Annotated in this window: 5 protein-coding genes; all 5 read right to left on the bottom strand. The window is 69.4% G+C overall.

Translation table 11 applies throughout. The features are described 5' to 3' along the window. Positions 1-55: 55 nt before the first annotated feature. The 5 genes from G432_RS01485 to G432_RS24245 all read right to left on the bottom strand — a co-directional run bounded on the left by G432_RS01485 (position 56) and on the right by G432_RS24245 (position 13567). A complete protein-coding gene (locus G432_RS01485; RefSeq protein ID WP_015457037.1) occupies positions 56-2062 on the bottom strand; it encodes a heme-binding protein in 2007 nt (668 codons plus the stop codon). Beyond that, positions 2062-3468, bottom strand: a complete 1407-nt coding sequence (locus G432_RS01480) for a multiheme c-type cytochrome (RefSeq protein WP_084673610.1) — start codon at positions 3466-3468, stop codon at positions 2062-2064. Before G432_RS01480 ends, G432_RS01485 begins: the two co-directional genes overlap by 1 nt. Positions 3469-3606: 138 nt before the next feature. Then, the gene (locus tag G432_RS01475) at positions 3607-5043 is read right to left on the bottom strand and encodes an aldehyde dehydrogenase family protein (RefSeq protein WP_015457035.1); all 1437 of its coding nucleotides are present in this window, start codon (positions 5041-5043) and stop codon (positions 3607-3609) included. A gap of 55 nt (positions 5044-5098) precedes the next feature. After that, the gene (gene cysS / locus G432_RS01470) at positions 5099-6631 is read right to left on the bottom strand and encodes a cysteine--tRNA ligase (RefSeq protein WP_015457034.1); all 1533 of its coding nucleotides are present in this window, start codon (positions 6629-6631) and stop codon (positions 5099-5101) included. A gap of 87 nt (positions 6632-6718) precedes the next feature. Further along, complete coding sequence (locus tag G432_RS24245; protein ID WP_015457033.1) at positions 6719-13567, bottom strand: outer membrane autotransporter; 6849 nt, start codon at positions 13565-13567, stop codon at positions 6719-6721. Positions 13568-13601 lie beyond the last annotated feature (34 nt).

Below are 13601 nucleotides of genomic sequence, written 5' to 3'. Positions count from 1 at the left end.
CGGCCGCGGTCGCAAGCGCGAGCTGAAGGGCATAAGCGGAAGCGAGCGCCACGGCCTATTTCCCCGAACAGACGTTCTGGTCGGAAGTGTCGAGGAAGGGCGCGAACGGGCAGGCGATGTAGCGCAGCCGGACCGATCGGCCGCTGGCGAGGCTGATCTGCACCTGATCCGATCGGCGGGCGGGATCGGCATTGCCGAAGCCGCCGAGCTGGAGCCCGGCCTGATGCGCGCCGAGGAAGGCGATCATGTCGTCCTGGTCGATGCCGTCGCCCGATACGCCGATGGCGCCCACCAGCACGCCGCCGCGAAAGATCGGCACGCTGCCGGGGAAGATCTGGATGCCGTTCTGCAGCCGGTTACGCCCCGGCGTGGCGTCGGGGGTGAGGGTGCAGCGGCGTGGCGTATCGGTCGCGCTCGCACCCAGCACGAAATTCACATGTTCCAGGATGTTGCTGATGATGAGCGCGGACTGGAGGCCGGTGTTGAACGGGCTCCAGCCCGTGATCGGGCGCGAGAATGGGCCGGGCGAAGTGCCGACTTCCCCGTCCGGGAAATAGGGGCGCGAAAGATTGCCGACGGTGCGGTCGCCCATGGCGAGCTTGCCGGTAAGCGCCGTCGGATCGCCGAAGAAGGCGCGCGCGCGGGCGACATTGCCCTGCACGTCCGCCGATGGGTTGCCGAGCAGGTCATCGGCCGCATGCGGACCGGAGAAGAAGGCGGCGGTGCGCGCCTTCTGGAGCGCCACATCGGTGCCGAACACGGGCGCGTCGGGCGATCGGACGATGCCGAGCGGTGCGCCATCGGTATCGACCACGCTGATCGTCACCTGCGCGCGGCTTTCCAGCGGGCGGCGGATCTGGGCGCGGGCGCGCGTCATCACCGTGAAGGCCTGGGTCAGCAGCGCCCGGACCTCGGCGGCGGTGAGCGGCTGGGAAACGCCATCGGTGCCGGCGCGGATCGGGAAGCGGTTGGCGCCCGATCCATCGGTAAGGATGAAGGCGGCCTTGTCGTCGATGGTGCTGCCGGAGGAACGTTCCGCTGCCGTCGCCGCGCGGATGCCCGAGGCTTCCGTGCCATAAGCCTGGCCGGCGCGGATCATGCCGTCGAAATAGCCGTTGATCGCGATCAGCCCTCCAAGGCCGGCGGCGTTCAGCTGGGCGAGCGGGCGGGCGGCGGACGGCTGCCTGAGCAGGCCGGCGGCGGTGGCATCGGCATAGCGCAGCGAGCTGCCGTCCACGGCGATGCGATCGGCGCGGATCGCATCGGCCGGCGCGAAGCCGGACTGGCCGGCCAGTGCGATGAACTCGTCCGCATCGGCGTCCACGTCCAGCGTGTTGGCGTCATAGCTGTAGAGCGGATCGGACATCACGCCGATGCCGCCCACCACCACGCCATTCTTGTAGAGCGGCATGCCGCCCGGATCGGCGGCGAGGCCGAGCGGCGAGCGCTTGGGGCCGATAAAACTGTCCGCCGATGCGGTGCCGTTGAAGCGGGCGGCGAGATCGGAACAGGGAAGCTGGCTGAACTGCACGCCGAACAGCGGCCCGCTTTCCAGCCCCACCGTGCTCGGCGCGGGCGGGAAATGCTGCTGCACGATCTGGCTGGCGGTGCGCGTGGTGAAGGCGTTGCCGCTGGACGACAGATAGGCGCCGGTGATCGCCTTGGCGATGGCACCGGCGGCGATCGCGCCGTCGACGGGCACGTCCAGGCCCTCGGCATCGCCGGGTGTCACCGGGCCGCGATCGGCGGGCGACCGGATGGAGAGGGTGAAGGGCGCGCCGGCCATCGCATAGACGGCAAGCACGTTGCCAACCCGATCGGTGACGGCGATCACCGCCGGCCTGTTGCGGGCGGTGGCTTCCTCCACCGCGCGGGCGAGCACGCCTTCCACATCGGCGGCGCTGAGCGCTTCCTGCGCAGGCGCCGTATAGGGATCGTTGGAGGGCGGTGTAGTCGTGCCGCCGCCATTGCCCGAGCCGCTGCCTCCGCCTCCGCCTCCGCCACAGGCGGAGACGAGCAGCGATGCGCCGCAGAGGAAGGCCGTGATCCGCATGCCCCGCATCAGCGCAGCCTGCCGATTGCCGAGGATGCGCTGGACAATGCGGCCCGGAATTCCAGCGGGCGGAAGGCGTTGGGATCGCGCACCGCCGCATAAGCGCGGTTGATGTCCCCACGAATCACGGCGGCCGAGGCGGGCGCGACCTGCCCGGCATTGACGAGACCGTTCAGCAGCGTGTCCGTCGCCATCACCGCCTGCACAGCGCCTTCATAATCGGTGTAGCGCTGGGCGATCGCGGTGGACGCGACCGCATCGATGATCGCGAAGGTCTGCGCGCGACCGAATTCATTGGCGGCGAAGCTGTCCGCCAGCGCGTTCGCCGTGGTGCGCAGGCGCTGGGCGGCGCGGATCGCGGTGGGGCGATCGGTGGCGAGGGCCGCGTGGAAGGCGCGGCTGTCCGCCTCCAGCCTGTCGGCCAGCGCGGGCGCGGCGGCGCGCGCGGCGGCCGACAGCATGATTATGTTCTCGTCGTTGAACGGTGGCATCCCGGATGGGATCGGGCGTCCCGGATTGGCGAGCGCCGTCGCGCGATAATCCGCCTCGTCCGAGATGCGGCGATGGCAGCTATGGCAATCGAAGAAATAGAATTCGGGGAACAGGCCATCCTGTCCCAAGCGGGCATCGGCATAGAGCGAGAGCGCGCGTTCGAGCGCCGCCGCCTGGCCCACCGCCCACATGCGGACATTGCCGATCCGCCCCTTGCGGCGGACATAATCGGCATCCTCGTCATGATGCTGCTGGAGGGTCGAGAAGAGATCGAGCTCGAACGAGACGCGCGGATGGCCGGCGGCCATGATGCGGTGGCTGACGAACTGGCCGGGGCGATCGCTGCCGAAATGGCAATCGAGGCATTTTTCCGCCCGGGCGCGCGGGTTGCTGAGCGGATAGAGGCCGGCGGCGATATTGCCCTGGTGCGTGGCCCCGACCGCATAATGGCTGGATATCCAGTTTTCGGCGCCGCCATGGCAGGATTCGCAGCCGACGCCGTCACCGATCTGGAAGCGCGGGCCGCGCAGCGAGGGCGCGGCCGGATCGGCATGACAGCCAAGGCACATCGGCGCGCTGGCGGCGGATTTCAGCCCGAGCCGCTGGGCGATGGCGCGGCCGCGCGGTTCGCTGAGCACGCGGAAGGCGCGGCTGTGCGCGCCGGACGGGGAGGATGGCTCCTGCCAGCGCATCAGCTCGTCCTGCCGGACGATGCGGCCGTCCGCCTCGCTGCGGCCGTGGCAGGTGGAGCCGGAGCAGGAGGCGACGCCGAGATGGATGGCGGCGGTATCGCGCGAGGGCGCGCTGCGGCCGGGCGAAAGCGGGGCAAGCAGCAGCAGGGCGAGAAACCCCGCCACGGCCGTTGCGAGACCAAGCATGCCGATCAGCCGGGCGGACGCGCCGGCCGACAATCCCCCTGACATTGCGCCCCCCGCCGGCCTCCACGGCCGGATCGCTGCCTATCCCTGTGACCCGATCTGCTTATCGGCGGGCATCTATGTTCGCTCCCTTCCGCCTAGGCAAGACAGGAAAGTGGATAATGGCCGGAAATCCGCCGTTTTTCAGAGCGAACGGCGGCGGATGACGAGATTGCGTATCTCCGTCATGTCCTCCATCGCGAAGCGGACGCCCTCGCGGCCGAGCCCGGAATCCTTGACGCCGCCATAAGGCATGTTGTCGACCCGGTAGCTCGGCACGTCGTTGACGATGACGCCGCCCACATCGATCCGGTCCCACGCATCCAGCACCTTGAAGATATCGCGGGTGAAGATGCCGGCCTGGAGGCCGAAGCGGCTGTCGTTGACGATGCGGACGGCCTCGTCCCATTCGGCAAACGGGATGAGGAAGGCGACGGGGCCAAAGGCTTCCTCCCGGCTCAGGCGGGTATCGGCCGCCACGCCTTCCAGCAGCGTCGCTTCCAGCATCGCGCCGTCGCGCGTGCCGCCGCAGAGCAGGGTGGCGCCGCGGTCCAGCGCTTCGGCGATCCAGCCTTCGAGGCGCGCGGCCTCCTTCTCGTCGATCATCGGGCCGATGAAGGTGGCTTCATCATGCGGATTGCCGGCGACGAGCGCCTTCGCTTTGGCGACCAGCCTGTCGCGGAAGGCATCATAGACCTTCTCGTGCACGATGATGCGCTGGACGCCGATGCAGGACTGGCCGGACTGGTAGAAGGCGCCGAAGATGGTGCGATCGACGGCATCGTCCAGATCGGCATCGGCATCGATCACGACGGCCGCGTTGCCGCCCAGTTCCAGCACCACCTTCTTCTTGCCGGCCCGCGCCTTCAGGTCCCAGCCGACGGCGGGCGATCCGGTGAAGGAAAGGAGCTTCAGCCGATCGTCGGTGGTGAACAGGTCCGCGCCGTCGCGATGGGCGGGCAGGATGGAGAAGGCGCCCTTCGGCAGGTCGGTCTCCGCCAGCACCTCGCCGATGATAAGCGCGCCAAGGGGCGTGCGGCTGGCGGGCTTCATGACGAAGGGGCAGCCCACGGCGATGGCGGGCGCCACCTTGTGAGCGGCAAGGTTGAGCGGGAAGTTGAAGGGCGAGATGAAGGAGCAGGGGCCGATCGGCACCCGTTTCCACATGCCCTGATAGCCGCGCGCGCGGGGCGAGATATCGAGCGGCTGCACCTCGCCCGTCAGGCGCACGCTTTCTTCCGCCGCGATGCGGAACGTATCGATCAGGCGGCCGACCTCGCCCCGGCTGTCGCGGATCGGCTTGCCGGCCTCGACGCACAGCGCGAAGGCCAGTTCCTCCGCCCGTTCGGTGAAGCGGGCCACGCAATGCTGGAGGACGGCCTGCCGCTCATAGGCGGCGAGCCGCGCCATCGGCCCGGCCGCCTCCACGGCAGCGGCGATGCCTTCCTCGATCACCGCCTGATCGGCGAGCGCCACGCGGGTCGCGACCTCGCCGGTGAACTTGTCCGTCACGGCAAGATCGGCATTGGGCTGGCGCGCCGCATTGGCGACGTAGAGTGGGTAGGTGGGTTTCAACGCCATGAGCTTCCGGCTCCCCTTGGATTGAAACTTCAAACGCCGCCGACGGCGGATCGCCTCAATCGAGGGCGAGCCGCCATTCCCAACGCAGCGGATCACCGTCCATCAGCTCGATCCCCTGCGCGGCGAGCGCGTCGCGGATCGCATCCGATCGGGCGAAATCCTTCTCCGCGCGCGCGGCCTGGCGATCGGCGAGCTGGACCTCGATATCCGCCTCCTCCAGCGTGGCTCCGGCCGGGCGAATCCGCAGATCGGCCCGATCGAGCGTGAGAAGGCCGAGGCCCAGCACCAGATCGAAGCTGGCGACGAGGCGGAGGCGCAGATCGGGCGACCATGCCTTCTTCGCCACCGCTTCCTCCAGGATGGGGAGGGCCTGCGGGATCATCAGATCGGCGGAAACGGCTTCGTCGAAGCGGGCGACGAGCGCCGCCGCGTCGGCCGGAAGATCGCTTTCCAGCACGCTGCGCTGATAGGCGAAGGAGGCGCCCTTGGTGGCCGCGGCTTCCGCAACGAGGCGCAGCCAGGGCAGGTCGCCGGCCTTATCGCGCAACTGGACGACCGAGATCAGCAGCCGCTTCAGCCGGGTGAGCGCCGCGCCCAGATTTTCGGGCGAGAATTCCAGTTCCGACCGGTAGTGCGCCGACAGGCAGAGCAGGCGATAGGCGAGCGGGTGGACGCCGCGATCGACCAGCGATTGCAGCGTGGCGAAGCCGCCTTTCGATTTGGACATCTTGCCGCCGCGATCGACCAGGAAATTGTTGTGCATCCAGATGTTGGCGCCGGTGGCGGCGGTGCCGGTGAAGGCCTGGTTCTGCGCGATTTCGTTGCAGTGATGGATTTCGCGATGGTCGATGCCGCCGGTGTGGATATCGAACTGCTCGCCCAGATACTTCATGCTCATCACCGAGCATTCGAGATGCCAGCCCGGCGCGCCGACGCCCCAGGGCGAGGCCCATTCCATCTGGCGGGTGCTGCCTTCGGGCGACTTGCGCCAGATGGCGAAATCGGCCGGATGGCGCTTGCCCTCCACCGCCTCGATCCGGCCGACGACCTCATCGGGCCGGGTGCCGGCAAGGCGGCCATAATCGGGTACGGTCGTGACATCGAAATAGAGGCCCGAGTCCAGTTCATAGACCGAGCCATGCTGTTCGATCCGGCGGCCGAAGGCGATCATATCCTGGATATGATCGGTCGCGACGCTCCAGATCGTGGGCGGAAGGATGCCGAGCCGGGCGATGTCGTTCTTGAACGCATCGGTATAGAAAGCGGCGATTTCCCAGATGGTGCGCGATGCCGTGCGGGCCGCGACCTCCATCTTGTCGTCGCCTTCGTCCGCGTCGGAGGTGAGGTGGCCGACATCGGTGATGTTGATGACGTGGGTGGCGTTCCAGCCCTTCCAGTTGATCGTCCGGCGCAGCGTATCGGTGAAGACATAGGCGCGCAGGTTGCCGAGATGGGCGAAATTATACACCGTCGGCCCGCACGAATAGATCTTCGCCATTTCCGGATCGATCGGCGCGAAGGGCTGGGTGGCGCGCGTCACGCTGTTGAACAGGACCAGCGGCTGGCCGGCGGGGGCGGAATGCGGCATCGATCACTTCATCCGGTCGAAGGGAAAACGGGCTCCTAACCCATGGCCGCGGGATACGCCAATCCCGCGATCAGGGGCAGTCCGGGATCAGGGCTGGTGCTGGCCGCGATCCTTGCCCGATCCGGGCTTTTCCTGATCCTCGTCATCCTTGCGGGTGCCGGTGACCTGCTGGCCGACCGTATCCAGGCCGCCATCGGGCGTGTCGAGCCACAGATCCTCGTTGCCGGCGCCGGTAACCGGCTGTTCGATCACCGGATCGGCCGTGATGCCGGCGGCATCGGCGAACTGGATGACGGGCGTGTTGAGCGAACGGACAAGGCCGGTGGTTTCGCCTTCGCCGTCATCTTCGTCCGGGTCCAGCGCGGCGATCACATCCTGCTGGGGAATGCCGATCGGGGTCGAGCTTCCGATGCTGCAGGCAAGCCCGATCAGCAGGCAGCCGTTGATCGTCGAGCGGGGATGGAAGCCCGCCATCGAGCCCGAACCCTCGCCCCGGAGAGTCACGGTGCGGACCAGCGCCTCGCCGGTGAGGAAAGTGCCGTCCGCCAGCGCCTGGCGACCGTTGATGACGACTTCCGTGGTCTGGCCGGCGGCGATGAGGGCAAGCCCGCCTTCGCCGACGGTGAAGCCGCCGCGCACGCCGCCCGCCGTGGCATCGGCGGTGCTGTTCTGGATATAGAGGCCCCGGCCGGCGCGGAATTCCATGCCGCGCGCCAGCAGGAAGCCTTCGGCATTGTCGATGCCGTCGCCGTTGGCCAGGCGATCGTTGCGGGCGTTGATATCCGCCATGCCGGAGATATCCGTCCACGCCTGGGCGGTGCCGACGAAGATGGTCGGGGCATCGAGCGCCAGTGTGCCGCCGAGCCCGCCGGAGGCGTTGGCGATACGGATCGATCCGGTGGCGGTATCGACGAGGATGCGATCGTTCGCCGCGAGGACCAGCCGATCGCTGTCGGCAGCGCCGGTGAGTGAGATCGCATCGACGACGCGGAGCGTGCCGCCGGCGCCCAGCCGCAATTCGCTGCCCAGCAGGTTGCGGCGGCGGCCGGCCTCGCCATCCTCACCGGCCGATCCGATCACGTCGAGGCGGCCGACATCCATGTCGCCATTGGCCACGATATTGATGTCGTGCGCGGCCAGGCGGCCGAACTCGTCATTGGAAAGCGACCAGCCTTCCGCGTTCCCGCCGCCGACATGACTGATCCCCTCGCCGATATTGGTGAGGGTGATGCTATCCGTATCGAGGCCGATCAGGGCGGTGCCGCCCTGTCCCGTTCCGATCGCTATATCGTAGGAACCGACGCTGATCGTGCGGGCATCGATCGTGCCATCCAGCGTGGCGAGACCGCGCGCTGTGACGTCGATCGCGCTGCCGGCGTGGGCATCGACAAGGCGGACATCGCGGCTGTCGAGGCGGATCGATCCGCCGGCATCGGCCCCGGCAAGGTCGATCGCGCCGAGGGCGGATATGTCGATATCGCCGGTGGCGGCTATCCCCGTGGCCGTGGCGAAGCCGCTTGTGGTGAGGACGATCCTGTCGCCCGCACGGGCATCGACGAGGCTGATGTCCGTGCCGTCGAGGCGGATCGATCCGCTGGCTTCGATATTGGCGAGATCCAGCGTGCCGGTGCTGCCGATATCGATATCGCCGGAGGTGGCGCGCAGGCCCGCGAGGCTGAGGTCGCGTTGCGAACGGAGGTAGATGCCGGCGCCGGAAAGGTCGATGGGGCCGCCCGCCGCGATATCGCTGGTGATGCGGATATCGCCGTTTTCCGCCGCGAGACTGATGCCGCCGCCGGCCGACAGCGTGTCGATGGCGATCGTGGCCGCGGCGATGGCGATATCGCCCTGCGCGCGCAGGGTGGAGGCGGAAGCCGCGCCGTTGGCCGTAATGTCGATCGCCCCGGCATTGACGATGGTGCCATTGCCGAGATCGACGTCGCCGCCGGCCTGGAAGCTGGCGCGTGCCGCGCGGATCGTGTCCACCGGATCGGCGGGCTGGGCGTGGCTGGACCTGATGTCGTTCCCGGCGACGACAGCAAGATCGCCGCCGACGTCGAACAGCCCGGTGCCGCTGGCGGCGAAGACGACATCGCCGCCCGAGGTGATCGCGGTGCTGTCCGCAACGCGGATCGTGCCGTTGTCGACATTGAAGGTGACGGTGCCGCCCGATGCGGCGTCCCCGCCGATCGCGCTGAGCGTCGCGCCGCCGCCCACGGTGAGCAGGCCGCCGTTGCGCACGGCGAGCGTGACCGATCCGCCCTGGGCGGCGGCTCCTTCGGTGGCCGCGCCGCTGCCGCCGTCGAGGACGAGATCGCCGGTGAGGTTCAGCGTGACGCCGTCGAGGGTGAGGGAACTGCTGCCGCCCACGACATTGCCGGCAGCGGCCGCGAAGGCGAAGCTTTCGCCGCCTTCGCCTTCTCCGCTGCCTTCGCCGGGGAGGATCGCGGCCGAGGCATCGAGCGTGAGGGAGCCGGGGCCGTAATCGATCGCGGTGCCGTTGGATGCGCTGAAGCTGACGGTGCCGCCGATCACGTCGAGATCGGCCCCGCCTTCGCCCCGGATCGAGGCGCCGGCGCTGAGCGACAGGCCCGACCCGATGGCAAGCGAGCCGCCCGAGGCGGCGATCCGCGCGGTGCCGCCCCGGGCATCGCCGACCAGCGAATATGGCGAGCCATAGCCGGTGGCCCCGGCCGAGATTTCCAACATGTCGGCGGTGACGGCGCCTGCGGGCTGGAGCGTCAGCTCGGCAAGGCCGCCCTGAGCTGCGCCGCCCGTCGCCAGCGGGCCATCGAACATCCCGTAGCCGGCATAGCCGCCCCGGGCATCGGCGATCGCCGAGAGGTAGCCGGCGGCGAGATTGCCGGATTCGACCCGCAGGCTGGCCGTGCCGCCGGTGCCGGTGCCGCCGTTCGCACCGCCTGTGCCCGTTCCGCTGGCATAGCCGCCAAAGCCGCCATTGCCCGATGCGCTGACGGTGGCACCCGAGACTTCCACGGTGCCGCCGGCGAGGCGGAAGGTGGCGGAGCCGCCGGTGCCGGCACCGCCGATGCCGGCCGGGGCATCGCCCAACGCGCCGCCGCCGGAACCGCCATCGGCATCGGCGGAGACGGTTATGCCCATGCCGCTGAAGGCGCCGCCTTCGATCAGGAGCGACGCCGTGCCGCCCCGGCCCGCGCCACCCGTGCCGGCGGCCGCGAGATCGCCCACCGATCCATCGCCGCCGGTGCCACTGGCGATGATGTCGAGATAATCGGTCTGCAGCACGCCGCCCGGCCCGATCTGCAGCGCGGCGATGCCGCCGGTGCCGGCGCCGCCATCGCCGCCGTCGCCATAGCCGGACTCGCCGGCATTGCCGCCGATGCCCGCCGTATCGAGGCTGAGACCGGCGAAGGCGAAGGTGCCGCCGGCAAGGCTCACCTCGATATTGCCGCCCATGCCCGTGCCGGCATTGCCGTTGTTGCTGGCGGTATTGCCGCCCCTGCCGATGGCGGAAAAGGTGCTGGAGAAGGCGGAGCCGATGCCGCCGCTGGCGAGGTTGACGCGGATGTCGCCGCCCGTGCCGCTGCCGCCGGTGCCGCCGAAACCTTCGCTGGAGAAGGTCTGGCCCGTCGAACCGCCGCCATAGGCATCGGCATAAGCCACGATGCCGTAGCCGATATCGATCAGGCTTTCCGCCGATGCGGCGGCGATATCGAGCAGGATCGATCCGCCCCGCGCGTCGCCGCCATTGCCGGCATAGCCGCCGATGCCGCCATAAGCGGTGGCATCCAGATCGATGGCCATCGCGGCCGACAGGCGGGCGCCGCCGGACAGCGCGAGGCTGATATCGCCGCCCTCCGCCGCGCCGCCGACGGTGCCGTCTCCGCCACGGGCGGATGCGTCGAAGGTGAGACCGTTGCCGATATCGAGGAACGCGCCATTTTCCAGCGCGAGGCTGATGTCGCCGCCCGAGCCGCTGCCGCCGGCGCCGCCGCTGGAGCCGCCTTCGGCAGAGGCGCTGAGCGTCACGCCGCGGGCGACGGACTGGGTGGTGTTCGATAAGCGGAGGCTGACGGTGCCGCCCGTGGCGCTGCCGCCAATGTCGTCGGACGTGAAGTCCGTGGAACTGCCGATGCCCCGGCCCGTGCCGTCGGCGGTGAGCAGGATGCCGCCATTGCTGCCGAGGGTGAGCGTGGCGGTATCGATATCGACCGCAACCCGCCCACCATGGCCGCTGCCGCCGAACCGGCCGGAGCCGCCGCCGGCATCGGCCTGGATATCGAGCCCGCCGCCGAGCGAGAGATCGCCATCCGCGAGGCGGAATTCCATGGAGCCGCCCGTGGCGTCGCCACCGTGGCCGACGTCGAAGGCGTCGCCGCCGCGCGCAATGATCGCGAACGAGAATGCTTGCGACGAGATGGAGCTGCCGCTGGCGGTGAAGGCGCCGCTGCCGGCCGTGGCCGATCCCGCCGTGCCGCCGGTGGCCGATGCATCGCCGCCGCGCGCGCTGACGTCGATCGTTGCCGAGGGGAGGTTGACCAGGCCGCTATCCCGGAAGGAGAGGGCGGCCCGGCCGGCGGACGCATCGCCGCCGCGCATCGCGCCGGCGCCGCCCGCCGCATCGGCGAGGACCGCGACCGAGCCGAGCGACGAAAGCGTGGCATCAGCGAAGCTGAGCGAGCCGCCGCCCGTGCCGTTCCACCCGCCACCTAAGGCGCTGCCGCCATTGCCGGCCATGCCGGCATCGGATTGGCCGCCTTCGCCGCCGGTGGCGCTGACATCGAGGATTATCGACCCGGCGGCGAAAAGCGCACCGATCGCCACCGTGGCGTTGCCGCCCGCGCCGCTGCCGCCATCGCCGCCGTCGATGACGTCGCCATAGCCGAAATCGAAACCCCGGCCGCCAAAGCCGCCGATGCCGTTGGCGAGGACATCGAGCCCGCCGAGGAACAGCGAGCCGCCGGTCTGGGTGGCGGCCGCCGAACCGCCGGTGCCGTTGCCGCCGGAGCCGCCGGTAAAGCCCGTTTCGGCGGAATCCGTGCCGTTGCCGCCCAGGCCGGCGACATCGAGCAGGAGGCCGCCGGCGCTGAGCGCGCCCGCCGACTGATCGAAGATCGCGGTGCCGCCGGTGCCGTTGCCGCCGGTAATCCCGTTGCCGAAGCTATCGCTGCCATTGCCGCCGCCTTCGCCGCGCGCGGCGAGGCTGATCTGGCCGTCGACCTGGATATCACTGGCCGCGCCGGTGACGGAGAGGCGGACATTGCCGCCCGTGCCGGAACCGCCCGTGCCGCCGCTCTGCTGCGCATTGCCACCGAAGCCGCTGGCATCGACATAGAGTTGACCGGAAACGGAAAGCGAGGCGTTGGCGAGCGTGACGGTCGCGTTGCCGCCGAACGCATCCGCGGCGATATCTTCGGTGCCGCCGCTGGCACCGGCCGATATGAAGATATCGCCGGCATCGAGCGTGGCGCCGGTGAGCGAGAGGAGGGCATCGCCGCCGCGCGCGCTGCCATCGAAGCTGTCGGCGCCGGCGCGGATGAACAGCGACTGGGTATCGATCGATGCGCCGTTTGCCCCCGTCAGGCGCGCGGTGCCGCCCTGGACGTTGCCGAAATCGAAAATGGAGGCATCGATGGTGGTGACGCCGGTGATCGAAAGCGAGGCGCCTGCCCCGACATCGACGGCGGCCGTGCCGCGCAGGGCGCCGCCGGCATCGTCGCGATTGAGCGAGGAGACGAAGAGGTTGCCGCCGACGGTAAGGGAATCGCCGGCGCCCGCCTGCAGCACGGCATTGCGGCCGGCGGTGACGGACAGGCCCTGATCGAAGGCAAGCGGGCCGCCGGCGGTGGAGACCAGCGCATCGGTGCGGGCATATAGCGCGGTTTGCGACGTGAAGGTTCCGCCTTCGACGCGGATGCCGGCGCCGACGCCGCTGGCGGGGCCGGTGGAGGGATTGCCGCTGCTATCGAGGTTCGATCCGGCGGAAAGCACGACGGTGCCGTTCTGGACGTCGGCAAAGGCCGCATCATAGCCGACGGTGCCGCCCACCAGCATGGTGACGGCGACATTCTTGGGAATGGCCATCATGTAGATCGACTGGGGATCGCCGGCCCCGCTGGAGGCCGGTCCGGTGGTGGAGCCCGTGTGGGAGAGCGTCACATCGTCGCCCGCCGTGCCGGCGTTGACCGCGCTGCCGCTCTGCACCTCGATATTGAAGAGGCCGTTATTGATGGTGATGCGCGCCTGTTCGCCGGCGACATAGGCGGCCGATCCGTCGACCCGCACGCTGCCGCCCTGGGCGATGCGCGGCGCGACGACGGCGACATAGGCGCCGCCGAGGCCGGAATCGTAGCGCGCGTCGATCTGCGCGCCCGGCTGGATGGTGACGGTGGAGCGGCTGTTATCGGCCGCGCCGAAATTGTAGATGCCGTTCCCGTCCAGGAAATCGGCATCGGCGAGATCGCGCGTGGTGAGGAGCAGGCTGCCGACGTCGATCGTGGCCTGGGAGCCGATGATGAGGCCGTTGGGGCTGTAGAACCAGACCGCGCCACCCCGCGCGCCATCCACGCTGCTGCCGATATTGCCGTTGAGCAGCACGGAACGGCCGGCGGCGGCACCATCGGGAAGGATGCGGTTGAGGACGGTGAAGTCGCTCGCGCCCTGGAAGGTGGCCGAGGTGCCGGCCGGCTGGAATTCGATGGGCGCGCCGCCGGCCGCATTGTCGTCCGGCCGCCAGTTGATGATCGCGCTGGGGGCGTTGACCGTAACCGTCGTCTGGCCGGGTATGCCGTTGTTGACGGTCACGCCCGGGGTAGAGGAGATCACGCCGCCCTGGAAGGATTGCGCCGCCGCCGGCCCGTGCGCCACCGCCGCCGCGATCGCCGCGATCGCGCTGGAGGAGAGGAGCGGGCGGCGCGGCCGCAATGCTTTCGGCTGAAGGACCATGGCGGACATGTTCAACCTCTTTCCTTCTGAATGGCGCTTCATC

The sequence above is a fragment of the Sphingomonas sp. MM-1 genome (assembly GCF_000347675.2).
GTDB lineage: Bacteria > Pseudomonadota > Alphaproteobacteria > Sphingomonadales > Sphingomonadaceae > Sphingomonas_E > Sphingomonas_E fennica.
This window is presented reverse-complemented; position numbering and strand designations above follow the sequence as displayed.

Bases quoted from the DNA above. Each gene is read 5' to 3' on its own strand.
- G432_RS01480 (WP_084673610.1), bottom strand. From the start codon at position 3,468: ATGTCAGGGGGATTGTCGGCCGGCGCGTCCGCCCGGCTGATCGGCATG.
- G432_RS24245 (WP_015457033.1), bottom strand. From the start codon at position 13,567: ATGTCCGCCATGGTCCTTCAGCCGAAAGCATTGCGGCCGCGCCGCCCG.
- G432_RS01475 (WP_015457035.1), bottom strand. From the start codon at position 5,043: ATGGCGTTGAAACCCACCTACCCACTCTACGTCGCCAATGCGGCGCGC.
- cysS (WP_015457034.1), bottom strand. From the start codon at position 6,631: ATGCCGCATTCCGCCCCCGCCGGCCAGCCGCTGGTCCTGTTCAACAGC.
- G432_RS01485 (WP_015457037.1), bottom strand. From the start codon at position 2,062: ATGCGGGGCATGCGGATCACGGCCTTCCTCTGCGGCGCATCGCTGCTC.